Genomic DNA, 26,318 nt, shown 5'->3' on the forward strand with positions numbered 1-26,318 from the left:
CTAAGCTTTCTTTTCTAAAACCCATTCTCCTTTATTGATCAAAGGAAGTGCAGATTTAAACTTTGTTTCTTTGGTTTCTCCAGTCATCACATTTTTGATCACCACTTTATCGTTACGACCTATCTTAGGTTGATCACGAGTGATGGTTTCTGTGACTTGAGCACGTTGTTGTTGCTGGCTTGCGCCTGCACCAACTGCTCTTGCTTGAGCAGCTTGCTCATCACTATTTAAAACCTCTTCTTTTTGAGTGCTTGTTTTTTCTGTTTGGCGCTGTCTGGCCTCACTTATTGCTGCAGCATCTCTAGAAGGAAGATCTCCCTTGAACATAAAACCAATAACGTCTTTATTTACTTTATCGATCATCACTTTGAATAATTCAAAGGCTTCAAATTTGTAAATAAGCAATGGATCTTTTTGCTCATGAACGGCAAGTTGCACACTTTGCTTTAACTCGTCCATTTTGCGCAGGTGTGTTTTCCATGCTTCATCAATAATGGCTAGGGTAATGTTTTTCTCAAAGTCGGTCACTAAGGAACGCCCTTCACTATCATAAGCTTCTTGCAGGTTGGTTGCTACATTTAAGGTTTTGATACCGTCGGTGAAAGGAACTGCGATGCGCTCGTAATTGCGATCGTCATTTTCCATAACGTTTTTGATTACTGGAAAGACTTCAGCAGCGGTGAGTTGCATCTTTTCTTTATAATGATCATAGGCTGCTCTATAGACGATGTCAGTAATGCTTTTATCATCTTTTGCCGAAAACTCTTCTTCGGAAATAGGACTGCTCATAGAGAAGTAACGAATCAATTCGAATTCAAAGTTTTTGAAATCTTGTGCTGACTTATTTACGTCTGTAATGTTCTCAGAAATATCATAGATCATATTGGCAATATCCACTGCTAGGCGATCTCCAAATAAGGCGTTGTGACGTCGCTTGTAAATCACTTCACGTTGCGCGTTCATTACATCATCATATTCAAGTAATCTCTTACGAACACCAAAAGCGTTTTCTTCTACTTTAGTCTGAGCACGTTCAATAGATTTAGAAATCATCGAATGCTGGATCACTTCACCTTCTTTCATTCCTAATCGGTCCATAGTTTTAGCCATACGTTCAGAACCGAAAAGTCTCATTAAGTTATCTTCTAATGACACATAAAATTGAGAACTTCCTGGATCTCCTTGACGACCTGCACGACCACGTAACTGTCTGTCTACACGACGAGAATCATGACGCTCCGTACCTATAATTGCCAGACCACCAGCGGCTTTTACTTGGTCAGATAATTTAATATCTGTTCCACGACCAGCCATGTTAGTAGCAATAGTGATCTGTCCTGGATTTCCAGCCTCAGCAACGATGTCTGCTTCACGTTTGTGTTGTTTTGCATTCAGTACGTTGTGTTCTATGCCTGCGCGTTGTAATGTTCTACTAAGTAGTTCAGAAATATCTACAGAAGTAGTACCGATAAGCACTGGGCGACCAGCTTCTTTAAGTTTTGTTACTTCTTCTATTACAGCACCGTATTTTTCACGTTTTGTTTTATATACAAGGTCTTGTCTGTCATCCCGAGTTATAGGTCTGTTAGTAGGGATTTCTACTACATCTAATTTGTAGATTTCCCAGAATTCTCCGGCCTCAGTTACGGCAGTTCCCGTCATACCAGAAAGCTTCTTGTACATACGGAAATAATTCTGCAAAGTAATGGTCGCAAAAGTTTGTGTCGCATCTTGAATTTTTAAATTCTCTTTAGCCTCAATGGCTTGGTGCAACCCATCACTATAACGACGTCCATCCATAGCACGACCGGTTTGTTCGTCTACGATCTTAACGATCATTTCACTTTCTACTCTAAAACCGCCGTTACCGTTAGGTACTTTCTTTTCTTGAGCGTCTACAATGTATTCTGTATCTTTTTCAAATAAAGTGTAGGCCTTTAGCAGCTGATTCAATGTGTGAATACGTTCAGATTTTACAGAAAACTCTCTGAATAATTCTTCTTTTTTCTCAGCTTCTTCTTCTTTAGAAAGTCCAGCGTTCTCGATACGGCTTATTTCCATACCTACCTCTGGCATTACAAAAAAGTCAGGTTCGTCTTCACCAGAAAGGAATTCAATTCCTTTGTCGCTAAGTTCTACTTGATTGTTTTTTTCATCGATGACAAAGTAAAGCGCCTCATCTACTTTAGGCATTTCACGGTTGTTATCTTGCATATAAAAATTCTCTGTTTTTTGAAGTAAGGTTTTAATTCCTTCTTCACTTAAGAATTTTATAAGTGCTTTATTTTTAGGAAGACCACGGAAAACTCTTAGTAATTGTTTTCCACCTTCTTTAGTGTCTCCTTCGGCAATTAGTTTTTTAGCTTGAGCAAGTGTTTGTACCAGCTCTTTTCTTTGTACCTCTACAATATTTGCAACAGGAGCTTTTAACACATCAAACTCTTGACGATCTCCTTGTGGAACTGGTCCAGAGATAATTAATGGGGTACGCGCATCATCAATAAGAACAGAATCGGTCTCATCAATAATGGCATAATTGTGTTTGCGTTGTACCAGATCTTTTGGAGCATGAGCCATGTTATCTCGCAGGTAATCAAAACCAAATTCATTATTGGTACCGTACGTAATATCTGCTAGATACGCTTGACGTCTTTCTTCAGAATTAGGCTTGTGGTAATCGATACAATCTATAGTCAGACCATGAAATTCAAATAAAGGTCCTATCCAGGCTCCATCACGTTTTGCTAAGTAATCATTTACAGTTACCACATGTACACCATTACCAGTAAGTGCATTGAGATAAACTGGTAAAGTGGCAACCAGTGTTTTTCCCTCTCCAGTTTGCATTTCGGCAATTTTACCACTGTGCATGGTTGCTCCACCTATCAGTTGGACATCATAGTGAATCATGTCCCAAGTAATAGGTTTACCAGCAGCATCCCAGGAGTTGCTCCATACTGCCTGATCACCGTCTAGTTGCACATAGTCTGTTGTTGCAGATAATTCACGATCTCTCGCTGATGCTGCAACACGTATTTCTTTATTGTAGAAAAAGCGTTTGGCAGTTTCTTTCATAACAGCAAAGGCTTCGGGCATGAGCTCGTTGAGAATTTCTTCCCCTTGTAGATAAGCTACTTCTTGTAATTGATCTATTTCATTATAGATTTCCTCACGTCTATCGATGTCTTCTTCGTTCTCAGCTGTTTCTTTTAGGCTGGCAATATTTGATAAAGTACCTGCTTTTCCAGCAGCAATTCTCTCCCTAAATTCAGTTGTTTTATAGCGTAATTCGTTAAAATTAAGCTGTTCTAATCCAGGCTCAAATTTGAGTATTTTGTCAACAATAGGTTGAATTTCTTTTATATCTTTCTTTGACTTATCGCCAACGAACACTTTTAATACGGAATCTAATAGTCCCATGATGTCTTATTTGTTTGATTTATAGCAATTTATAATATACCCGTCGCTACTGCTAATATCCAAAATTAAAGCAAAAAAAAAGCCTCTTTACGAGACTTTTTATCCGATTAAGGATTGTTAATACTCATCCTCATTCCAGAGGTAGTCGTCGTCTGTAGGATAATCCGGCCATATTTCTTGAATAGACTCATATAAGTCTCCTTCATCTTCAATGGCTTGTAAATTTTCCACTACCTCTAAGGGTGCTCCTGTACGAATTGCGTAATCGATCAATTCATCCTTCTCAGCAGGCCAAGGTGCATCACTTAAGTAAGATGCTAGTTCTAGTGTCCAATACATATTTTTACTCGTTAAGTTTTTTGCAAAAATAAACTTCTCGTCGATTTATGCAAGTTATTTCTACTTTGATTTCAATATTTGCAAGAGCGTTTAAGCTTTTGAAAATCAAAATGTTCGCTGAAAATGCTCATCAGTTGCCCCAGATTGTATTTCTTTCTAACCAGATGTTACTGTAATAGGGTGCTTTAAGCACTTGTGACAGATTCTGAATGAAATGAATTTAGTACTTTTTTGGGATCCATTTTATTTCTTCGGCTTGTAAGTCTTTAGACAATTTACGTGCCAATACAAATAGGTAGTCAGAAAGGCGGTTGAGATATTTCAAAACTTGTGGATCTACAGTGGCATGTTCGTTCAACTCTGTTGCCAGACGTTCTGCACGGCGACAGACGGTTCTGGTAATGTGACAATATGACACAGCAGGGTGTCCTCCCGGAAGTATAAAATGTGTCATTTCAGGCAGCTCTTCATTCATAAGGTCCATTTCCTGTTCTAATACGCTAACTTCCTCATCGCTAATTTTAGAAATGTTCAAGCGATCTTTGCCACTTTTCAAAATTTGCTTCTCTGGCGGTGTTGCTAGAATAGCACCTATGGTAAAAAGGTTGTGCTGTATAGAGTTGATAATTTTGCTAGTGTGTTTTTCTATCTTTTGATCACGTATCAATCCCATCCAAGAATTGAGCTCGTCCACAGTACCATAGCTATCGATTCTCAAGTTGTGCTTGGGAACTCGTGAACCTCCAAATAAGGCTGTGGTGCCTGTATCACCTGTCTTTGTATATATTTTCATTTTTATGATCTCTTTTTTATTTTTAATCTATTTTTTTTCAAGAGCGATGGTCAAGCGTCTCCTTTTTGAGTCTAGTGGTGTCACTTAATTCTAGTTAAGAATTTGGTGTCATAAAGTTCCTGCTTCACTCCGTTAGTACAAAGGTTAAATTCTTTCTAGTTTTTCTATTAAATTAATGATGGCTTGCTCATCTAGTTGTGCGGTAAGTTGAGTTTCTACCGCATCCACCTTTTGGTCTAAAATAGTAAGTACATCCAGGCCGCTTTTTGTAATAGTAAGCTCTATTTGTCTTCTGTCTGTGGGACATTGAACGCGATCCACAAATTTTTTATCCACCAGTTTATCAATCACTCGTGTGGTATTAGAATTGGCATGTATCATATCTTTACTCACGTCTTGAAGGCTTGCAACCTTTCCTTTGCGCCCTCTCAAAATACGGAGCACATTAAATTGCTGTATCGTGATCCCGTGTTCTTTTAAGGTATGACTTACTGCCTCAGTTGCTTCTGTTCCCTTTTTAATAAGAGTAGTTATTAGCTTTCGCGAAAGCGGAATCATATCCTCACTCATAAATTTAATTTACACTTGCATTAATTGTAGCGACAAATTTATTTTAACTCGTTGCTACAGAACAAAATTTAATGTTAAAATTAAGTTTCATTTAGGACGATCATATTTTGGCTCTTTTAAAGGTCTTTTCTTGAATATTTGAAATATTTTTGCGTTATGGGTAAAATGATAACTATGAAAAAGTATATGCTAATAGGCTTTTTACTGATCTGTTCGTCCGTAATGGCACAAATAGATAGTGGTCTAGGAATTACTGCGGGGCTTAATTATGGGTCCACAGGTGATTTAACAGAGAACGGACAAACTATTATTGATAACCCTGATGAGAAGGTAGGGTACCATCTGGGAGTCTACTGGAAAATTGATCTTCTCTTCTTGTATTTGAGACCAGAGTTGAAATACACAAAGTTGAGTAATGAATATAACGCGAAGCAGTTTGATGTTCAAAAAATAGATATGCCTATACTGATAGGAACTAAAGTAATTGGACCTCTACATGTCTTTGCTGGACCTTCTTTACAGTATATAGTCGACACAAAATTACAAGATTCAGCGCTGAGTGATGTTCAAAATGATTGGAGCGTCGGCGCTCAATTTGGTGTAGGAGTGAATCTAGGAAATTTGGGAATAGATGTACGCTATGAACGCGGTTTTAATGATAATGAAATAAGTTTTATAAGAAATAATATCGCTGCTCAAGGAACATTAGATACCAGACCAGAGCAAATCATTCTCGCAATAAGTTTAAATCTTTAAGGTAATCATAAGTAATGGATTCCTTCATCAATAGTGATGTTCAGGTGTTTTTCTTTACAAAAAGAGATTAGTCCTTAAACAAAAACTTCAGATAATGCTTTTACAAAGCATTATCTGAAGTTTTTGTTATTTAGGGTATCAGAGAAGATATTCCTAAATAGTGTTTATTCCAATTCAATTTTATCTATTAGCAGGTCAAATGATAGCTCTTCATTACCTATAAATAGGGAGAGTTCGTCAATGAAAGTATGATCAAAATTATCCATGTTCAATTGGCGACCCTTGAAAGAGGGTACCATTTCAGCTAATTCTAATTCTACAGTCTCCCATTCACCACTGGTAGGGAAAGCTATGATGTAAGAATGCCCGTCGGAAGCAGTTTCTTTAAAACGCAGTTGATACTCGTTGCCATCGCCTTTAATCCGTAACAAAGCCTTTGTAGCATCACCTAATTTAGTGTCTGGGCAATTGTATCTAACAGAAGCAAAACCTCCGTTTTTTTCTAAAGAAACCTTGCCCTTAAAATTTGCATGCCCATCTTTAGTAAGCTCTATCGAGCTTGAAGAAACGCCACCCAAAACAGTATCGTTTACAATGGTCCAGTCTTCTAATTCTGTCTCAGAATTAAAATCGATTAATGTAGTGTTGATCATCATAAGCGGAAAGATAAAGTATAGTATACATTTCATTTATATAGAAGTCCACTTTTCTGCGAGAACTTTCTTGTAAAACTCTTAATCGGGAGCCCACATCTTAAAAAAACGGAATTGCTTGGTGAATTCTACTCTAGGAACAAAAACCACGGCTACTTCTCGATTATCAAGAGAAGACTCTGTAAGCAATACGTATTTTTCATCTTTTAAAGAATTTTGAAACTCTTTTTCATTCACTTTGCAAACTACTTTTTTGAATATAGAATGAACCCATTCTATCATATCTGGATCATCTTTATACTTTTTATAACAAGCAAGGGATGCATGGGCTGCAATTACTGGAGCCATCTTTACAGGAACGTCATCTTTAATTAAAATATACATTTTCATGAGCGCTGCTATTTAGCATTTAAATTTACGGAAATAAATCCTTACTCTTTTCTGCCGTAAGGAAGGTCTCCTCAGCATAAAAAATCATAGTTCATATTATTCTTTATATTATATAATTTAAAAATCCGGTTCCATAGGACATTTTCTTATTGAATAAATTTAAAGAAAAAGCGGGTGCTATTTCTTTTTAACCCTTGTCAAGTCCAGCATATTGACAGCATTACTCTCTAGGTTAAGGACCTCTTTAGATATGAAACGTACGCTTTGGTCATAGTACAATGGAACAATAGGAGCTTCCTCAATAATGATACTGTCCATTTTTATATACAGATTTCTCCTTATTTCTGGATCACTAGCGGTAAGAGCCTTTTTATAAAGCAAGTCGTAAGCGGCACTTTTAAAATGAGTATAATTAGGGCCACTAGGAGCAAAGTTTTTAGAATAAAATAAAGAAAGATAGTTTTCTGCATCTGGATAATCAGCGATCCAGCTGCTTCTAAATATATCTAACTGTCCATCTTTACGTGCCTGCCTTAATGTGGAAGGTGTCATGACATCGATTTGAACTTGAATACCTATTTTCTGAAGTTCTTTCTGTATGAATTCACATAAATCCAAGTAATTTGCCCCTGTACTGATGGTTATGGCGGGGTTTTTATCACCGGTTTCTTCACTATAAGAAGTGACCAGAGACCTAGCACGATTAGGGTCATAGGTAAAACCTTTTACGACACCACCCGCGGGAATACCTGTAGGTACAAAACCGTTATGAGCTGGCGTACCTATATTGTTGCGCAAGTATTTGATCATTTTATCTCTGTCAAAACCTAAATTAATAGCCTGTCGCAATTTTTTGCTTTGTAATTCTGGTGATTTGCTGTCTACTTTTAGTCCTAGGTACTCGGTATTTAGAAAAGGGGCCTTTTCAAGAGTTACTAAGGGGATATAGGCCTCCTTTAACTCGCCAGACGTGGTCAATAACTCATCTTTATAACTGGGATCGATGGCATTTATAAAATCTAAATTCCCTTGGGCAAATTCTAAGAATTCACTTTGTTTGTCTGTTTTAAAGGTAATGGCTACAGCTTCTAAGTAGGGTAGTGCATTTCCTTCTTTATCTTTTTCAAAGTACAAATCATTTTTGCGCAATACCATTTTGACATTCTCCTGCCATCTTTTTAAATAAAATGGTCCAGTGCCTATGGGTTGTTCTCTTAAGTCGCTGCTTCCCTCAGGCACGACGCTGCAATACTTCATCGATAGCAATCCTAGAAATGCTGGAAAAGCTTGTTTTAAAGTAATTTGAAGTTCTAGTGGCGCTTTAGCTTTGATGCTTTCTACATTTTTCATGACCCATTCTCCAGGTGAGGCAATCTGAGGGTCTGTTAATCGCTCTAAGGAATATTTAAAGTCTTGTGCTGTGATGGTTCTCGCTTTCGCGAAAGCGTTATTAAAAAAAACATCTTCTTTTATATAAAAGGTGTAGACGGTAGCCGTCGCATCAATTTTCCAATGAGAAGCTAGATCAGGAACCACTTCTAGATGCTTATCCAACTTTACCAGCCCATTGTAAAGAAGGTTACACACCCAAATATTACGTTGATCCTTTGCAAAAGCAGGGTCCAGGCTGGTCACATTTGCATGCTCATTATACCTAAAAACAGTCTTTAAATCAATTTCTTGTTCTTGATTCTGACATGCAGAGAGAATAATAAAAGGCAGTAAAATAAGGAGGTGTTTATGCATGAAGTAAAGATATTAGGAAGTTGCGAGTATAGGGCATATTTAGTTTTTTTCTTACTAAAATTACTCTAAAAGTCAGTGTTTCTTATTTGATACGTTAGAGTTGTAAGGACTATTCTGCGGTTCTTTTAAAAGGGATCGTAGGGCTGTTTAAAGGAAATAAAAATCTCTTTTTAATAGGTTAAGTTAATTTGAGAACGAATGAGATCTAAGATTTTCATCAATTCATGACTATTCTGATGGCTCATTTTATCACTTTCTAATTGACCAGAAAGAAGGCAGTTTTTCACTTCTTCAATTTCGTGTGTGTAACCCTTATTTATAAGGGGAGCCGTAATTTGATAGGGTTCTTTACCATAGATTTCTACTGTTATTTTCTTCGTGTGGTGAAAAGGTGCATGCATGATAATCTTCCCTTTATTACCGCTGATGACAGCTTTATTAGAAGTTTCTCCTAGGAACGACGATTCTAAAATGGCGGTTGCTCCATTTTTAAACTTCATCAGCATCGCGCAATGTTGGTCAATTTGAGTTGGCGTTAATTGCGCTACGGTCTTTGTTTCTATGGGTATTCCTAATAATAGCAAGCTTATGAAAATAGGATAAATCCCTATATCGAGTAAGGATCCACCACCTAATTCTTTTGCTATAAGTCGACTGCTAGGGTCTGTTGTGGCTAGGTAACCGAAGTTTGCTTGAATAGAGTGGACCTCACCTATGGTGTTTTGATCCATAAGCTCCATCACTTTAAGAGTGCCAGGAATAAAACGTGTCCATAAAGCTTCCATTAAAAAGAGTTTTTTCTCTTTAGCGGTTTTGATCATGATTTCAACCTCTTTCAGGTTCATCGCAAACGGCTTTTCACAAATAACAGCTTTACCAGCTTGAAGACACATCATGGTATTGTCAAAATGAAAAACATGAGGTGTCGCGATATAAATAACGTCTACTTCAGGATCAGCCGCGACTTCTTCATAGCTCGGATAATAGTGCGTTGCCTTATAGGATGCAGCAAAGTCTTTGGCTTTAGTCAGGTCCCTTGAGCCTACCGCCTGTAAAACGCAACCTTCAACTGTTATAAGGTCCTGCGCAAATTTATTTGCTATTTTTCCAAGACCTATAATTCCAAATTTTATCATGATGCTTCTATTCCTATCCTGTTTAACGAAGATAGATAACGTCTGATGATTAAGAGTTTTCTTTGGATAATAACTCTTCTCCTAAGATGATCATTCTATCTTTATTACAATTCAGTAACCAAATCATACAGATGGGTCATTAGAATTATTCTCAAAGGAAACTGCGCTGCATATTTGTGCTGTCTAACAAATTAAATACAATTATTATGAAAGCCTTATTTACATCACTCATCGTATTATTATTCTCTTTTATTCTTAGTGCTCAAGAAACATTCACCTTAAAAGTAACTGTTAATAACGCTTCTGTGGACGAAGGGAAGATGGTCTACAGCTTAAATACCGAAAACCAATTTATGAAAGCAGCTCCTTTACAAACTGCCAGTATTGAAATTAAAGATGGGGTGGCCACTGCCATTTTTGAAAATGTACCAGCTGGAGCGTATGCGGTAATTGTTCTACATGACAAAAACGCTAATGAAAAGATGGATTTTAGTGCTAACGGAATGCCACAAGAAGCTTACGGCACAAGTAACAATCCTATGAGTTATGGTCCACCTACATGGGCCGATGCCAAGTTTGCACTAGATAGCGATAAAGAAATCATCGTACGCTTATAGAAGCAAGAATGAGCCAAAAGTACTTGTGAGAAACCGGTAATGATCTCGAGAGACGTTATTGTTTTCTTGTTAATTTAGTCCAAAGAAGATAGGCTTCTATTGCTTTGATAATTAAATTCGTAGCATGGTTGTACTTATCACAGGAGCTACTGGTTTAGTAGGCTCAAAAATTTCAGAAGATTTACGTGCACAAGGTCATGCTGTTCATTATTTGACCACGAGACAAAGCGCTATTAAAAACGAAGCTGATTACAAAGGTTTTTTATGGGATGTAAAGAAAGGCACTATAGATGCTTCTTGTATTCAGGGCGTAGAAGCTATCATTCATCTAGCTGGAGAAACAGTTTTTCAAAAATGGACGGATGATGCAAAAAAACGTATTCTCAACAGCCGTGTCGATAGTACAGAATTGCTGTTGCGTTTGCTAAAAGAAAACGATCATCAAGTAAAACATGTGGTAACAGCAAGCGCTATAGGGATTTATCCAGACGACCAAAACGGTAAAGCTCTAAGAGAAAATGACATACCACCAGTAGCAACTAATTTCTTAGCAGATGTTTGTATCGCTTGGGAAGAGGTAGGAGCAAAGTTTCAAGATCTAGGGTTAAAGCATGCCATTGTGCGCATAGGCATTGTCCTTTCTGATAAAGGAGGGGCGTTGGGCCAAATGGCAAAACCTGTAAAATTTTATGCAGGAGCTGGATTTGGCAATGGTAAAATGTGGCAAAGTTGGATCGCTATAGATGACCTTTCAGGGATATTTATTCATATGCTCAAAAACACCTTAGAAGGAACTTATAATGGGGTTGCTCCCAACCCTGTCAGAAACAGACCTATGATGGAACTTATAGGAGACGTTCTGGGAAAGCCTGTATTCTTGCCTAATGTGCCAGAATTCATCATGAAATTAATGCTAGGAGAAATGTCTTCCATAGTTCTTGCTAGTCAGCATGCGAGTAGTGCAAAAATCCAAGAAAAAGCATATGAGTTTCAATATCCAGAATTAATGGGGGCCTTAAAAGAATACCTAAAGTAAAGTCAGTTAGTTATTAAATTGATCCCATTCCTTTTGTAGGTTCTTTTTGTTTTTTCTTATCATAAGAACAACTACAAGAGGCCAAAAGGCCTCGTATAATTCCAATATATAAAAAACTTCCCATAAATTCTCCTATAGCATAACCGGTGTTGTAAGCACTATTGCCAGTAGATTTATCTTCATCATTATTAAAAAACAGGTCAAAGCTGTTGCACTCGGTAAACTGCTTTTGTAGATGGTAATCCTTACTTATCGCTATGCTATTGAAAAATAAATCGTTTCTTGATTTGCTCTTTGTTTTTAAAGGTTGAACAATTCCTATTTGATAAAAAGTTTCTTTGATTTGAATAATACGGTAATCATTATGAGTCATTTGATCCAGTTCCGCATCGTATTGATTGAAGCTAAACTCAGCTTGGTATACATTGTTTGCTTTATAGATCAAGTTGCTTAATTCCCTTAGGCCTACTTCACCATCTTTCCATCCATTTATAGCTTCTTCATAGTGCGCTTCCAGCTCCGTTTGATTAGATAAACATATTCTTTTATCGATTTTTTCGCGATGTTTCATAAAGGTCATATCATCTTCACCGTAAGCTGTCCAGCAGTCAGAGTGTACATCATCTTCCTCATCGGTTGATTTAAAAATTTCAATCAGCAACCTTATAGAAAGAATAGAATCCATTTCTACTTGCTCGTAGTCGTAAACGACTTCGAGTAAGTCTGTATCGAACAGTTTCTCTTCCTGCGCGATAGTGGTAGTGATCGTAAAAAGACTAAAGAAAGTGATTAAAAGAGCATGCAAAATTGGAGATCGGATGGGTGAAATAAAGCACTCGATATAAATAAGAAAGCCTTGCAATCATTGATTGCAAGGCTTTTATAAAAAAGGTAATATTCAGTAATTACTTAGTAGCAACTAAGTTTACAGTAAGTTTAATATCATCAGAAATTGCTTTGTCAGCAACGATATCTGTAAAGGTTTTAGAACCGTACTGTATTCCCCAGTCTGTTCTATCAATGGTAAACTCTTCACTAGTCAACATCATTTTATTACCGTCGAATTTTACTCCTACTGGAAAAGACACGTTTTTAGTAACATCTTTAAGAGTAAGATTCCCTTCTAACATAGTCTTAGCTCCCATCGTAGTTAAACCTGTAACAACAAATTTTGCCGTTGGGAATTTAGGAGTATTAAAAAAGTCTGTTTCTTTACCTTCTACAGTTCCCTCTAAGTGAGACTTTAGATTTGTTGCAGATTCTCCTTCAAGATCAGTCACAGTAATAGAGGTCATGTCTATCGTAAACTCTCCACTCTCTACTACTTCAGCATTTACTGTTACCATACCGCTAGAAAGAGCTATGTTACCAGTGTGGTCTTCTGTAGGTTTAGAACCTACCCATGCAATATTAGAAGCTTCAGTATCTACTGTATAAGTAACAGCCTCAACAGTTGCTTCAGCAGCCTCAGCTTCAGCCGTAGCATCTACTTCGTTTTTGTTGTCTTTACAAGCAACCGTAAAAGCGATTACTGCTGCCATTCCTGTGATTTTTAAAAAATTACGTTTCATATTTAAATTTTGATTTATAAGAAAACAAATTTACATGTATATACAAGTAAGCTAGTTAAATCTATATTAATTAATTGTTGTGACATTTTGACACGCAAATTGGTATGGCAGCACTTTTGCCTTATCGCGCGTAGGTAGGTGAAGACTATTGTGACTATCTCGCTTTCGCGAAAGCGTAAACATTATAAACACCTCGATAAAAACGTGTTGAATTTATTTAAAATATACCGTCAGAAAATGGCAAAGGAAAAACAAGAGAAGGACCTGAAAGAGCAGGATGCACCAGAAGTAATGGAGCAAGAAACAGAAGAAGTGCAGGAAGAACGCAGTGAGGTTGAAATTCTTGAAGAGCAATTGCAAGTAGAGAAAGATAAATTCTTACGTCTTTTTGCAGAATTCGAGAATTTTAAAAGACGCACAGCAAAGGAACGTATGGAGCTTTTTAAAACTGCTGGAGAAGGAGTTTTAAAGGACATGTTGCCAGTGTTGGACGATTTTGACAGAGCGATGATTGAGATCAACAAATCTGAAGATGAACAACTCACCAGCGGCATTAAATTAATCTCAGGTAAACTGCGCAGTACTCTGATCAGTAAAGGATTAGAAGAATTTGACGTAAGAGCTGGAGATACTTTTAATGCAGACATCCATGAAGCAATTACCCAAATACCAGCACCTAGTGATGATATGAAAGGTAAAATCGTAGATGTGATTGAAAAAGGATATAAACTAGGAGAAAAGATTATTCGTTTTCCTAAAGTAGTGATAGGACAATAATTATGGCAGATTTTTACGACGTATTAGACATTCAAAAAGGAGCAACTGGACCGGAGATAAAAAAGGGCTATAGAAAAAAGGCCATTCAATACCACCCAGATAAAAACCCGGGTGATGCGGCTGCAGAAGAGAACTTTAAAAAAGCTGCAGAAGCTTATGAAACTTTAAGTGATCCTCAAAAGAAGTCTCGCTACGACCAGTTAGGTCATCAAGCTTATACTTCTGGAGGTGCCGGCGGATTTGGCGGTGGAGGTGCAGGAGGATTTGACATGGATGATATCTTTAGTCAGTTCGGCGATATATTTGGCGGCGGCGGCGGCGGCGGTGGATTTTCAGGTTTTGGAGGATTCGGCGGTAGTCGCGGTGGGCAGCGCAGGGTAAAAGGAAAAGATTTGCGCATCAGAGTCTCTTTAACTTTAGAAGAAGCAGCAAATGGTGTCGATAAAAAGGTAAAAGTAAAACGCAAAAGGCAAGCGCCAGGAGTTACCTATAAAACTTGTAGTACTTGTAATGGTAGTGGTCAAGTAACTAGGATTCAAAATACTATTTTGGGTCGTATGCAAACTGCAGCACCATGTAATGTATGTGGTGGAGCAGGGCAAAGCATCGATAATAAACCAGACGGAGCAGATGCGCAAGGTATGGTTGCTAGTGAAGAAACCGTGACTATTCAAATCCCAGCGGGTGTAGAATCAGACATGCGTCTTAAGGTTTCTGGAAAAGGAAATGATGCCCCAGGAAACGGAATAAGTGGAGATCTATTAGTAGATATTGAAGTAAAACCTCATGCAGAGTTACAAAGAGAAGGGAATAACCTTCATTATGATATGTATGTAAGTGTGCCTGAAGCAATAATAGGGACTTCTAAAGAAATCCAAACCGTTACAGGAAAGGTTCGTATCCCGGTAGAAGCAGGTATTCAAAGCGGGAAAATATTAAGATTACGCGGTAAAGGAATGCCTAGTCTCAATGGTTATGGAACAGGTGATTTATTGGTACATGTAAATGTTTGGACGCCACGTAGTTTATCTAAAGAGCAAAAGGATTTCTTTGAGAGCATGATGACAGATGTTAACTTTGAACCAGCTCCAGAAAAAGGAGATAAATCTTTCTTTGAAAAGGTGAAAGATATGTTTTCTTAAAGAAAACTTAATGATTTAGAAAATTTTGTATATATTTACCCTAACAGACGGTCAACCAACCGTTTGTTATTTTTCTTTTTCATAGCAATTTTTCCCACCTCTTGTTTTTATAAGAGGTGGGTTTTTTTATGGCATTTTGTTACGTATATGATGATATTCAACCTTAGGGTATCCTATTCTTCTTCTTATCGCGACCATTTCATAATTTTTCCTATTAAAATCTTCTAAATCCTTAGTAATACCATATCCTTCTTGTTAATTTAGCGCAATTAATTATTGAATGGGAAACGCGCTAGAAGCTATACATATAAAAAAAGATTATGGAAATTATACAGCACTTAATGATGTGTCTATTTCTGTTCCTAAGGGAAGTGTATATGGATTATTAGGTCCTAATGGAGCTGGTAAAACATCACTGATCAGAATTATTAACCAGATCACCATGCCAGATCAAGGCCATATCCTTCTCAATGGTGAAAAATTAAAACCACTGCACATAGAAGATATAGGATACATGCCAGAAGAGCGTGGTCTATATAAATCTATGAAAGTAGGAGAGCAATGTATTTATCTCGCTCAGCTCAAAGGACTTACTAAAAGCCAGGCAAAAGAACGATTGAACTATTGGTTTGAAAGATTAGGAATAGAAGGCTGGTGGAATAAAAAACTTCAAGAGCTTTCTAAAGGAATGGCTCAGAAGGTACAGTTTATAGTTACAGTAATGCACGAGCCTAGCTTGTTGATTTTTGATGAGCCGTTTTCTGGTTTTGATCCCTTGAATGCCAATCTTATTAAAGATGAGATTTTAAAACTGAGAGATGATGGAGCGACTATTATCTTTTCTACGCACCGTATGGAAAGTGTAGAAGAAATGTGCGATCATATTGCATTGATCCACAAATCAAATTTAGTGCTCGAAGGAAAATTAAGTGAAATAAAACAACAATATAGGGATCGCAACTATGCGGTATCTCTAATATGTGAGAATAGTGATCTGGCATTTCAACAAATTCCAGCAGAATTCGATCCTCAGCCTATAGCTTTATCTGGTTTAGATAACACCCTAGATGTTCAAATTAAAATACCCACTGAGGTAGATGTTCCTATCGCATTAAATCGATTATTACAACTAGGCGAACTCACACATTTTAGTGAGGTGATACCTAGTGTAAATGATATTTTCATTAAAACTGTACAGCAACATGGATAAACTGTGGCTTATCATAAAGAGAGAATACCTGAATAAGGTAAGGAACAGGACATTCATCATCATGACTTTTGTAAGTCCAGTGATATTTGTTGGTGTGGCTTTGTTAATAGGATGGCTGACTAGTATCAACTCTGATACAATAAGAAAAATTGCTGTGCTTGATCAAACTGCTGACAATTATGCAGCACTTTTTGAAAATTACGACCGCAATGAATACATCAATTTGGACGGTATTTCTAAAGAAGCGGCAATTGCTGCGAGCAGAGAGGCAGATTATTATGGATTGATACTTATTGAAGCAAGAGAAGGACAGCTGGCAGACATTAGTTTTTATTCTGATGACTCTCCTTCCCAAGGTTTTTTAGAATCTATTGAAAACAAGATCAACAAACAAGCTACTGCAAATAACTTAGAAGATGCTGGAATTAATCTTAATGTGATTAAAGAGCGCACCGTAAATAAGGACTTGCAACTTCAAGACTTTACCGGTGAAAAAACCAGTAAAATGTCTGGATGGATTAAAATTGCGACAGGTGGTGCGGCAGGATATTTATTGATGATGTTTATCATTATATATGGTAATATGGTCATGAGATCTGTTATAGAAGAAAAGACCAGTCGCATTATAGAAATTATTGTAAGCAGTGTAAAGCCTATTTATTTAATGATAGGAAAGATAACAGGTACTTCTCTGGCAGGAATCACGCAGTTTTTGATTTGGGTCGTTTTAGGTTTTATTCTCATGCTCGTTGCCACTACTTTTTTAGGAGTTGACGCTTTTTCAAATCCAGCAAATGCAGATGTGATGCTCCAAGCGCAAGACATGAGTAAGATGGAATTGATTTTTAACGACATCGCCCAGCTTCCTATTCTGAAATTATTAGTATGTTTTTTCATATACTTTATGGGCGGGTACTTTCTATATGCTTCTATTTATACAGCTATAGGTGCAGCTGTTGATAATGAAACGGATACACAACAATTTATGTTACCAGTGATATTACCCTTAATGCTCGCCATATATGTAGGTTTCTTTTCAGTAATGGAAAGTCCGCATGGAACAGTTGCCGTTATATTTTCTTATATTCCGCTTACTTCTCCTATTGTGATGTTGATGAGAATACCATTTGGAGAAATTGCTTGGTGGGAGATAGCTTTAAGCATGTTGTTGTTGTATGTAAGTATTATAGGTGTTGCAATGCTTGCTGCAAAAATTTATAGAATAGGAATATTAATGTACGGTAAAAAGACCAACTGGAAGGAACTTTATAAATGGTTGCGTTACTAATTATGGAAATAGATTGGGATAAAATAGAGGAGTTTTTTACCTATCCTATAGTAGGATCTAGAAATACAGATGGTTTCCATTTTGATACTTGGATGCTTATCCTGGCAGTTTTAGCGATTTTGATTACCACTTTAGTCTTAAGAGGAATTAAAAAAGTGATTACTCGCAAAATGGATACTACAGACAAATTAAAGTTTGATAGTGTTTTTAAGTTTTTTAATTATTTGGTTTATATCATCGTTGTCATCACTGTTTTACATTCCAGTGGGGTAAAACTTACGGGACTTCTAACGGCGAGTGCTGCATTATTTGTAGGGCTAGGTTTTGCTTTACAAGATTTGTTTAAAGATATTATTGCGGGAATCACCATTCTTACAGATCGATCTGTCTTGGTAAATGATGTAATTGAAATGAATGGTAAAGTGGGGCGTGTATTTGAGGTGAAGTTAAGAAGCACTAGAATTGTTACAAGAGACGATAAGATTTTGATTATTCCTAATCATCTTTTTATGTCGGAGTCCGTTTATAATTACACGCAAAACCACCCAAAAACTAGAGAGCATGTACTGGTAGGTGTTGCTTATGGTAGTGACACAGAGTTAGTAGAAAGGCTTTTGGTGAGCTGCGCAAGTCAGCAAAAAGGTATTCTTAAAAGTCCAGAACCATTTGTTATGTTTAATGATTTTGGCGATAGTTCCTTAAATTTCGGAATCTATTTTTTTGTACGAGACTCTTTTGCAGAGCCTCGTATTAAAAGTGCGTTGCGTTTTGCTATTGATAAGGCCTTTAGAGAGAATGGAGTTACCATTCCTTTCCCACAAAGGGATTTACACATTATCTCCCGCCCTTCGGTCAATGAAGGGTCAAACGACAGGGGTAATGACTAGCGTCATGCAGATGCTTAAAATAAGTGTGGTTGTATTGTGTGTTCTTGCTTTCGCGAAAGCGTACTCCCAAGGAACAGACTTATTTAGAGCAGAGTATACCTATTTCCCTCAGAGTAAATCGGATAACAGCTTTAGAAGATTCCGGACCTTTGCAAATGTGCCACTTAAGGTAGATGACGGCACTTATATAGTACCATTTCTAGAATATAGGAATGTAGAATATATTGTAAAAGATGATTTTACATTAACCGATTTTGGGTCTGATCGCTACGAAAGTTATGAAGTAGGATTAGGCTATACGTTCCCTATGAAAAACAATTGGAGATTTGGCGCTCGAATAGGGATTCTTGCAGCTTCTAATTTTGATGAAGGAAAAGCAAGATCTGATGACTATTTTCTAACTGGAAGCGTTTATTTTATAAAAAGTAAAAAGAATCGAGAAGATGGAGGTAAGCCATGGCGGCTCATAGTAGGGGTTCAATATGCTACCACTGCAGGCCGGCCTTTTCCATTACCTTACCTCAATTATTATAGAGAGATGAATGATAGCTGGAGCTTCACTTTAGGAGCCCCCAAGATGAATTTGAAATACAGGTTCAATGAAAAGAATAATATGCAACTCTATGCGAGACTGGATGGCTTTTATGCAAACATTCAAAATGATGAGCCTACTTCAAGAGGTATCGCTGAGGATGTCTCTATGACGGTTGCTATGATAGGTCCAGGATATGAGTATAATTTTACTAAACATATTTCGGCTTATATTTATGCAGGCTATACCTTTATAAATGACATACGTCTGGGAGATAATAATGGTGATGATGTAGTCACGCTTAATGATACCAATACTTTTTATTCACGAATAGGATTAAAATTCAAAATTTAAAAATGGCAAATATTCTCCTTATAGAAGATGAAAGCGCAATACGTCGCGTTTTAGGTAAAATCTTAACTGAAGAAAATAAAGATTATGTGGTGACAGAGGCTGTTGATGGTCTTGAAGGAATAGAACTCATTAGAGATAATGATTACGATCTAGTTCTTTGTGACATTAAAATGCCTAAGATGGATGGTGTTGAGGTTCTTGAGGCTATGAAGAAAATCAAACCAGAGATTCCTGTAGTGATGATTTCGGGGCATGGAGATCTTGATACTGCGGTAAATACCATGCGATTAGGTGCTTTTGATTATATCTCTAAGCCGCCAGATTTAAATAGACTTTTAAATACGGTACGTAATGCTCTTGATAAGAAAAGTCTTGTTGTAGAAAACAATCGTCTAAAGAAAAAGGTAAGTAAGAATTACGAAATGATAGGTCATAGCGAGTTGATTGTGATCATTAAAAATATCATTGAAAAAGTTGCTCCTACAGATGCTAGAGTACTTATTACTGGTGCAAACGGAACAGGTAAAGAACTTGTAGCACATTGGTTACATGAAAAGAGTGCTCGTTCTAAGGGTCCTTTTATAGAAGTGAATTGTGCCGCCATCCCTAGTGAGTTGATAGAAAGCGAACTCTTTGGCCACGTCAAAGGAAGTTTTACTGGCGCCAATAAAGATCGCGCCGGAAAATTTGAAGCTGCAAATGGTGGAACGATTTTCCTTGATGAAATAGGCGATATGAGCGCAAAAGCTCAAGCTAAAGTTCTTAGAGCACTACAAGAAAATAAAATACAACGTGTAGGTAGTGATAGAGATATTAAAGTAGATGTAAGAATTTTATCAGCTACTAACAAAGATTTAAAACAAGAAATAGAAGATAAAAAATTTAGAGAAGATCTATATCACAGGCTTGCTGTTATTCTAATTAATGTTCCTACACTTAACGATAGGCGAGAAGATATTCCGCTTTTAATCAATCATTTTGCGTCAAAAATAGCAAAAGAACAAGGGACCTCAGTCAAAGAATTTGACGACAAAGCATTCAAATTGCTAAAGCAATACGACTGGACAGGAAACATACGTGAGTTGCGCAATGTAGTAGAACGTTTGATTATTTTGGGAGGAAATCAAATCAGCGAGAAAGATGTAAAACTTTTTGCTAGTAAATAAATAATCTATGACATCAGATGATTATAAAGCAACAGAGCAGCTTCAACTTTCAAAGTTGCCTACACTTTTAAAAAATTCTCCGTCAAAAAAGAAGACTGAAAAGGAACTGGGTAAAGTAAGAAGAGATCTGGCAAATTTTCAAGCGAGGTTGTACGCACATGACCGGCATGCGGTTTTGGTTTGCTTTCAGGGTATGGATACCTCTGGTAAAGACAGTCTGATCCGTGAGGTGTTTAAAGACTTTAATGCAAGAGGAGTGGTACAGCACAGTTTTAAGGTGCCTACAAATATAGAATTATCGCAGGGTTATCTATGGAGGCATTATATCGCCTTGCCGTCTAAGGGGCATTTTGGTATTTTTAATAGAACACATTACGAGAATGTATTAGTTACTAGAGTCCATCCAGAATATTTAATGGCCGAGAATCTTCCAGGTTTTGATAGTCCAGATGATGCGACAGAAGATTTTTGGCAAATGCGTTACCAGCAAATCAATAATTTTGAGAAGGAGCTTATTGAAAATGGAACTTTTATTTTTAAATTTTTCCTTCATCTCAGTAAAGAAGAGCAAAAAAGCAGGTTGTTAAGAAGATTGAAGACACCAGAGAAGAATTGGAAATTTTCAAAAGATGATCTTAAGGAGCGTAAATTATGGGAAAACTATATGCATTGCTATGAGCAAGCTATACGCCACACACATACAGATGTTGCTCCATGGCATATCATCCCAGCAGACGATAAGCCTGTGGCAAGACTTTTAGTTGCAAAAATACTTTTGGAGACTTTGTCCCAATTTAAAGAAATACAAGCTCCTGAAATGGATGACGAAGTATCTGGAAATATTAATAAATACATACAAGCTTTACAAAATGAATAAAATATATACCATTGGATTACTTGTTTTAATAGGTTCCGCTTTCGCGAAAGCGCAAACCTTACCAACATCAAAGGCAGATTCACTTATGCTAAGAAGTATCTATGACTTCAATCTAACAGAGTCTAAAAGTTACGAGTGGCTCGATTATTTATCTAACACCATAGGAGGAAGGTTGTCGGGGTCTCTACAAGCCGAACGCGCAGTAACTTATACCGAAAAGGAAATCAAAAAATTCACTGATAGAACAGAGTTACAGTCGGTGTTAGTTCCTAAATGGACCAGAGGCACGCCAGAATTTGCCTACATACAACTGAACGATCTTTCTACTATCAACGTTAATGTATGTGCTTTAGGAGGTTCTATCCCCACTAGAGAAGCCGGGATAAAAGCCCCGGTAATCGAGGTGACCTCTTTGCAAGAGCTTTCTGAGTTAGGAAGAGAACAGATAGAAGGAAAAATTGTTTTTTATAACCGCCCTATGGATCCTAAAAAGATTCAAACTTTTGAGGCCTATGGTGGATGTGTCGATCAAAGGTACAGCGGTGCAGAAGAAGCAGGTAAATACGGTGCTGTTGCAGTAATAGTAAGATCTATGAATCTAAGATTAGATGATTATCCGCATACGGGTGCTATGAGCTATGGTGACTCAGATGTTGAAGATTATATTCCAGCAGCTGCCATCAGTACTAATGATGCAGAAAAGTTGCACACTTACCTAGCAATAGACAAGAATTTACAGTTTTATTTAAAACAAGATTGTACCGTATGGGGAGATGTAGAAAGTCATAACGTGATAGGCGAAATTAAAGGAAGTACCTACCCTAACGAAGTGATCATCGTAGGAGGTCATTTAGATTCCTGGGATTTAGGTGATGGCAGCCATGATGACGGTGCTGGAGTAGTACAGTCCATGCAAGTATTACACACCTTGAAAACATTAGGTTATAAACCGCTACGTACGATACGAGTAGTTCTTTTTATGAATGAAGAAAATGGATTAAAGGGCGCTCGAGAATATGCAAAACAAGCGACACTTAAAAAGGAGCATCACATTTTTGCTTTAGAAAGTGACTCCGGAGGTTTTACCCCTAGAGGCTTTAGTTTTGATACTAGTGATGATCAAATGAAAGTTGTAGAATCCTGGAAACCTTTATTCAAACCTTACTTGATACATTATTTTGAGCAGGGTGGCAGTGGAGCAGACATAGGTCCATTAAAAGCTTCTGGTACAACTTTAGCAGGCCTACGACCAGATTCTCAAAGATATTTTGATTTTCATCACGCAGCAAACGATACGTTTGATGCTGTTAATAAGCGGGAGTTAGAATTAGGTGCTGCTACAATGACTAGTTTGATCTATCTTTTTGATCAATATGGAATAGTTAATAAAAGGATGGATTAGAGCACATCCCTATTGCACATTCTATCTACTTTTACGCCTTTTGAGAAATCACTATGGCATTAAAAGATTACACTAAAGAATTTCCTAAAAACCTCCATATAGCAGTACCTATAATGGTAGGTCAAATAGCCCATTTGTTAGTTGCGCTAGCAGATAATATAATGGTAGGGGAGTTGGGTGCGGCGCAGCTAGCTGCGGTGTCATTAGGTAATACTTTGATTTTTATAGCTCTTTCTGTAGGAATAGGTTTTTCATTTGCTATAACACCTCTGGTTGCAGAGGCAGATGCTCAAGGAGATTCAGACAAAGTAACCTCTATTTTTCATTTAGGTTTTTTAATGTCGTTTATCATGGGTGTTTTGTTAATGCTTTTGATGTTTCTAAGTGAGCCCATACTTTACATGCTCGATCAACCTAAAGAGGTTGTTGATTTAGCTATTCCTTATATGAGGTGGGTAGCACTTTCCTTAATACCTTTAATGATGTTTCAGGCGGTGAAACAGTTTATAGACGGGCTTTCTAAAACTACTTATTCAATGATTGCGTCTATAGTAGCAAACATTATTAATGTATTGTTGAATTACGTTTTTATATATGGGAAATTTGGATTTCCGAGATTAGAAGTTGAGGGTGCTGCTATTGGAACGTTTGTGGCAAGGATTTTAATGTTTTTAATACTCACTGTTTTGCTTTTTTTTAATAAACAGTTTAAGAGTTATTTTTATTTATTAAAGAACTACTCTTTTGGGGTAATCAATAAATTATTTCATCTGGGTCTTCCTACAGCGCTTCAAATGTTGTTTGAAGTTTCACTGTTTACAGCTGCCATTTTCTTATCTGGTACGTTAGGCACGAATAGTCAAGCAGCAAATCAAATCGCATTAAACTTATCTGCATTGACCTTTATGGTAGGAGTAGGCCTAGGGGTAACAGCGACTATTAGAGTAGGTAATCAAAAAGGACTTGGTCATTTTTCAGACTTAAAGAGAATTGCAAGATCCTTATTTCTATTGACCTTTATATTCGAGTTAGTTTTTGCTTTTTGCTTTTTGTTTTTTAGAAATCAATTACCTTTTATATATATAGATAATATAGATGTAGTTGAGTTAGCGTCGAAGATTTTAATAATTGCAGCATTCTTCCAATTAAGTGATGGGTTTCAAGTTGTTTTATTAGGAGCTTTACGGGGCTTTCAAGATGTTTGGATTCCTACTCTTATTTGTTTTATAGCTTACTGGATAGTTGGGTTTCCAATTTCATTCATTTTGAGCAGCTATTATGACTTCGGGGTTCAAGGTATATGGATGGGATTATTAGTTGCGTTATCACTTTCGGCTGTTTTAATGTTTTTAAGATATAGGTATTTATTGAGTAGTTATGATGTTACTGCAGAGGAGAAGGCGGCGTAGGACAGGTTTGAAGAGTTGTTTGATGAGGATGTAAAATCATTTTTAAAATCAAATAGCTGTAAATGAGCTTGTTGTTTTTTATTTCCATTTATTTTCATTTTTTATCATTAAAAAGTTTGGTTTGTAATAGATAGTGTCTGTATATTTGCACCCGCTTAGGAAAACAAGTATATGTTTAACGAGGCAAATGTTCTTCAAAAAAGGTTAAAAAATCAACAATCAAATCGTAAAGATTTGTTGCAGGATTTTAATTTTTAGATTTTGAAGATGTTCATTGAGATATTGATTGACAGCACAAATTAAAGTTATCACTTTAGAGTGATAACAATAGTTATATAATAAATATAGATAAGCACAATGCTAATTAAGTAGTTTCTAAAAAGCATCATATATTAAATGATCTTTAAAAAGATTCGACGATGAAGAGTTTGATCCTGGCTCAGGATGAACGCTAGCGGCAGGCTTAACACATGCAAGTCGAGGGGCAGCATATCTAGCTTGCTAGATGATGGCGACCGGCGCACGGGTGCGTAACGCGTATACAATCTACCTATTACTGAGGTATAGCCCGAAGAAATTTGGATTAACACCTCATAGTATTATTAAGTCGCATGATTTAATAATTAAAGGTTACGGTAATAGATGAGTATGCGTCCTATTAGCTAGATGGTGAGGTAAAGGCTCACCATGGCTACGATAGGTAGGGGTCCTGAGAGGGAGATCCCCCACACTGGTACTGAGACACGGACCAGACTCCTACGGGAGGCAGCAGTGAGGAATATTGGACAATGGGCGCAAGCCTGATCCAGCCATGCCGCGTGTAGGAAGACGGCCCTATGGGTTGTAAACTACTTTTGTACGGGAAGAAATCTCTCTACGTGTAGAGAGTTGACGGTACCGTAAGAATAAGCACCGGCTAACTCCGTGCCAGCAGCCGCGGTAATACGGAGGGTGCAAGCGTTATCCGGAATCATTGGGTTTAAAGGGTCCGTAGGCGGGCTAATAAGTCAGTGGTGAAATGCAGGGGCTTAACTCCGGCACTGCCATTGATACTGTTAGTCTTGAATTATTGTGAAGTGGTTAGAATATGTAGTGTAGCGGTGAAATGCTTAGATATTACATAGAATACCAATTGCGAAGGCAGATCACTAACAATATATTGACGCTGATGGACGAAAGCGTGGGTAGCGAACAGGATTAGATACCCTGGTAGTCCACGCCGTAAACGATGGTTACTAGCTGTTCGGTACGATTGAGTACTGAGTGGCCAAGCGAAAGTGATAAGTAACCCACCTGGGGAGTACGTTCGCAAGAATGAAACTCAAAGGAATTGACGGGGGCCCGCACAAGCGGTGGAGCATGTGGTTTAATTCGATGATACGCGAGGAACCTTACCAGGGCTTAAATGCATTTTGACAGGTCTAGAAATAGATTTTTCTTCGGACAATTTGCAAGGTGCTGCATGGTTGTCGTCAGCTCGTGCCGTGAGGTGTCAGGTTAAGTCCTATAACGAGCGCAACCCCTGTTGCTAGTTGCCAGCGAGTCATGTCGGGGACTCTAGTGAGACTGCCGGTGCAAACCGTGAGGAAGGTGGGGATGACGTCAAATCATCACGGCCCTTACGTCCTGGGCCACACACGTGCTACAATGGTAGGGACAGAGAGCAGCCACTTCGTGAGAAGGAGCGAATCTACAAACCCTATCTCAGTTCGGATCGTAGTCTGCAACTCGACTACGTGAAGCTGGAATCGCTAGTAATCGCATATCAGCCATGATGCGGTGAATACGTTCCCGGGCCTTGTACACACCGCCCGTCAAGCCATGGAAGCTGGGGGTGCCTGAAGTCGGTGACCGCAAGGAGCTGCCTAGGGTAAAACCGGTAACTGGGGCTAAGTCGTAACAAGGTAGCCGTACCGGAAGGTGCGGCTGGAACACCTCCTTTCTGGAGTTTCTGAAATAATGAAACTACAAGAGTGATGTAATGCAGAGTTACTTAGTTAGTGTGTTTATTTATTTTTATATTAAGAATTGTCAATTAAGAGAAGCCGCGAGGTTTTGTTCAATGATTTAGAGTCTCATAGCTCAGCTGGTTAGAGCGCTACACTGATAATGTAGAGGTCGGCAGTTCGAGTCTGCCTGGGACTACTTTTTTTTGTGGTTTTGCCACATTTGTTCATTTAAAATAATTAGGAAACTTTAGATGTTGAGGATTATATTCCATATTCATAATTTTGAATTAATTTTCTA

At 37.6% G+C, this 26,318-nt stretch carries 23 protein-coding genes, 1 tRNA gene and 1 rRNA gene; 15 read left to right on the plus strand and 10 right to left on the minus strand.

The genetic code is table 11. The features are described 5' to 3' along the window. From secA to CW736_RS08870, 4 genes are all read right to left on the minus strand, one after another. Positions 1-3,420, minus strand: a complete 3,420-nt coding sequence (gene secA / locus CW736_RS08855; RefSeq protein WP_101013610.1) for a preprotein translocase subunit SecA — start codon at positions 3,418-3,420, stop codon at positions 1-3. Between the two features lie 117 nt (positions 3,421-3,537). Then, positions 3,538-3,759, minus strand: coding sequence for a DUF2795 domain-containing protein (locus tag CW736_RS08860; protein ID WP_015360681.1), 222 nt, complete (start codon positions 3,757-3,759; stop codon positions 3,538-3,540). Positions 3,760-3,979: 220 nt separating this feature from the next. Then, positions 3,980-4,552: a cob(I)yrinic acid a,c-diamide adenosyltransferase gene (locus tag CW736_RS08865; RefSeq protein ID WP_101013611.1), complete on the minus strand. Its 573-nt coding sequence runs from the start codon at positions 4,550-4,552 to the stop codon at positions 3,980-3,982. A gap of 144 nt (positions 4,553-4,696) precedes the next feature. Next, positions 4,697-5,122, minus strand: coding sequence for a MarR family winged helix-turn-helix transcriptional regulator (locus CW736_RS08870; RefSeq protein ID WP_101013612.1), 426 nt, complete (start codon positions 5,120-5,122; stop codon positions 4,697-4,699). Between the two features lie 174 nt (positions 5,123-5,296). Between CW736_RS08870 and CW736_RS08875 the strand changes: the two genes are divergently transcribed. Continuing rightward, positions 5,297-5,878 (plus strand): outer membrane beta-barrel protein, encoded by a 582-nt coding sequence (locus tag CW736_RS08875; protein WP_101015091.1) that lies wholly within the window; start codon positions 5,297-5,299, stop codon positions 5,876-5,878. A 164-nt stretch (positions 5,879-6,042) separates the two neighbouring features. Here CW736_RS08875 and CW736_RS08880 read toward each other — a convergent pair whose 3' ends face one another. The 4 genes from CW736_RS08880 to CW736_RS08895 all read right to left on the minus strand — a co-directional run bounded on the left by CW736_RS08880 (position 6,043) and on the right by CW736_RS08895 (position 9,803). Next, positions 6,043-6,567 (minus strand): CIA30 family protein, encoded by a 525-nt coding sequence (locus CW736_RS08880; RefSeq protein ID WP_232735328.1) that lies wholly within the window; start codon positions 6,565-6,567, stop codon positions 6,043-6,045. Between the two features lie 45 nt (positions 6,568-6,612). Beyond that, positions 6,613-6,921 carry a peptidyl-tRNA hydrolase gene (locus CW736_RS08885; RefSeq protein ID WP_101013614.1) on the minus strand — a complete coding sequence of 103 codons (309 nt, stop codon included), beginning with the start codon at positions 6,919-6,921 and terminating at the stop codon, positions 6,613-6,615. Positions 6,922-7,098: 177 nt separating this feature from the next. Beyond that, the gene (locus tag CW736_RS08890; RefSeq protein ID WP_101013615.1) at positions 7,099-8,667 is read right to left on the minus strand and encodes an ABC transporter substrate-binding protein; all 1,569 of its coding nucleotides are present in this window, start codon (positions 8,665-8,667) and stop codon (positions 7,099-7,101) included. 170 nt (positions 8,668-8,837) lie between these two features. Continuing rightward, on the minus strand, positions 8,838-9,803 hold the full coding sequence (locus tag CW736_RS08895) for a Gfo/Idh/MocA family protein (protein ID WP_101013616.1): 966 nt from the start codon (positions 9,801-9,803) through the stop codon (positions 8,838-8,840). A gap of 206 nt (positions 9,804-10,009) precedes the next feature. On the opposite strand from CW736_RS08895, the gene CW736_RS08900 reads away from it, so the two are divergent. Both CW736_RS08900 and CW736_RS08905 read left to right on the plus strand, forming a co-directional pair. Continuing rightward, positions 10,010-10,420 carry a DUF2141 domain-containing protein gene (locus tag CW736_RS08900; protein ID WP_101013617.1) on the plus strand — a complete coding sequence of 137 codons (411 nt, stop codon included), beginning with the start codon at positions 10,010-10,012 and terminating at the stop codon, positions 10,418-10,420. A 124-nt stretch (positions 10,421-10,544) separates the two neighbouring features. Beyond that, the gene (locus CW736_RS08905; protein WP_101013618.1) at positions 10,545-11,456 is read left to right on the plus strand and encodes a TIGR01777 family oxidoreductase; all 912 of its coding nucleotides are present in this window, start codon (positions 10,545-10,547) and stop codon (positions 11,454-11,456) included. A gap of 13 nt (positions 11,457-11,469) precedes the next feature. On the opposite strand, the gene CW736_RS08910 is transcribed toward CW736_RS08905, so the two are convergent. Next, the gene (locus CW736_RS08910; RefSeq protein ID WP_101013619.1) at positions 11,470-12,261 is read right to left on the minus strand and encodes a hypothetical protein; all 792 of its coding nucleotides are present in this window, start codon (positions 12,259-12,261) and stop codon (positions 11,470-11,472) included. 100 nt (positions 12,262-12,361) lie between these two features. Continuing rightward, positions 12,362-13,027, minus strand: coding sequence for a YceI family protein (locus CW736_RS08915; RefSeq protein ID WP_101013620.1), 666 nt, complete (start codon positions 13,025-13,027; stop codon positions 12,362-12,364). Positions 13,028-13,264: 237 nt separating this feature from the next. Between CW736_RS08915 and CW736_RS08920 the strand changes: the two genes are divergently transcribed. The 12 genes from CW736_RS08920 to CW736_RS08975 all read left to right on the plus strand — a co-directional run bounded on the left by CW736_RS08920 (position 13,265) and on the right by CW736_RS08975 (position 26,216). Then, complete coding sequence (locus tag CW736_RS08920) at positions 13,265-13,804, plus strand: nucleotide exchange factor GrpE (RefSeq protein WP_101013621.1); 540 nt, start codon at positions 13,265-13,267, stop codon at positions 13,802-13,804. Further along, positions 13,804-14,946 carry a molecular chaperone DnaJ gene (gene dnaJ / locus CW736_RS08925; RefSeq protein ID WP_198519379.1) on the plus strand — a complete coding sequence of 381 codons (1,143 nt, stop codon included), beginning with the start codon at positions 13,804-13,806 and terminating at the stop codon, positions 14,944-14,946. Before CW736_RS08920 ends, dnaJ begins: the two co-directional genes overlap by 1 nt. A 280-nt stretch (positions 14,947-15,226) precedes the next feature. Beyond that, positions 15,227-16,156, plus strand: coding sequence for an ABC transporter ATP-binding protein (locus CW736_RS08930; protein ID WP_101013623.1), 930 nt, complete (start codon positions 15,227-15,229; stop codon positions 16,154-16,156). Further along, on the plus strand, positions 16,149-17,444 hold the full coding sequence (locus CW736_RS08935) for an ABC transporter permease (protein ID WP_101013624.1): 1,296 nt from the start codon (positions 16,149-16,151) through the stop codon (positions 17,442-17,444). Before CW736_RS08930 ends, CW736_RS08935 begins: the two co-directional genes overlap by 8 nt. 2 nt (positions 17,445-17,446) lie before the next feature. After that, positions 17,447-18,331 carry a mechanosensitive ion channel family protein gene (locus CW736_RS08940; RefSeq protein ID WP_101013625.1) on the plus strand — a complete coding sequence of 295 codons (885 nt, stop codon included), beginning with the start codon at positions 17,447-17,449 and terminating at the stop codon, positions 18,329-18,331. Next, a complete protein-coding gene (locus CW736_RS08945) occupies positions 18,324-19,217 on the plus strand; it encodes a DUF6268 family outer membrane beta-barrel protein (protein ID WP_232735329.1) in 894 nt (297 codons plus the stop codon). The genes CW736_RS08940 and CW736_RS08945 overlap by 8 nt, the downstream gene beginning before the upstream one ends. A gap of 2 nt (positions 19,218-19,219) precedes the next feature. Further along, positions 19,220-20,383 carry a sigma-54-dependent transcriptional regulator gene (locus tag CW736_RS08950; protein WP_101013626.1) on the plus strand — a complete coding sequence of 388 codons (1,164 nt, stop codon included), beginning with the start codon at positions 19,220-19,222 and terminating at the stop codon, positions 20,381-20,383. 7 nt (positions 20,384-20,390) lie between these two features. Continuing rightward, on the plus strand, positions 20,391-21,260 hold the full coding sequence (locus CW736_RS08955) for a PPK2 family polyphosphate kinase (RefSeq protein WP_101013627.1): 870 nt from the start codon (positions 20,391-20,393) through the stop codon (positions 21,258-21,260). Further along, a complete protein-coding gene (locus tag CW736_RS08960; protein WP_101013628.1) occupies positions 21,253-22,662 on the plus strand; it encodes a M20/M25/M40 family metallo-hydrolase in 1,410 nt (469 codons plus the stop codon). The genes CW736_RS08955 and CW736_RS08960 overlap by 8 nt, the downstream gene beginning before the upstream one ends. Before the next feature lie 53 nt (positions 22,663-22,715). Next, positions 22,716-24,071: an MATE family efflux transporter gene (locus CW736_RS08965; RefSeq protein WP_101013629.1), complete on the plus strand. Its 1,356-nt coding sequence runs from the start codon at positions 22,716-22,718 to the stop codon at positions 24,069-24,071. A gap of 416 nt (positions 24,072-24,487) precedes the next feature. After that, positions 24,488-26,013 (plus strand): 16S ribosomal RNA (locus CW736_RS08970). Positions 26,014-26,142: 129 nt separating this feature from the next. After that, positions 26,143-26,216 (plus strand) — tRNA-Ile (locus CW736_RS08975). Positions 26,217-26,318 lie beyond the last annotated feature (102 nt).

Source organism: Nonlabens sp. MB-3u-79, from assembly GCF_002831625.1.
Classification (GTDB): domain Bacteria; phylum Bacteroidota; class Bacteroidia; order Flavobacteriales; family Flavobacteriaceae; genus Nonlabens.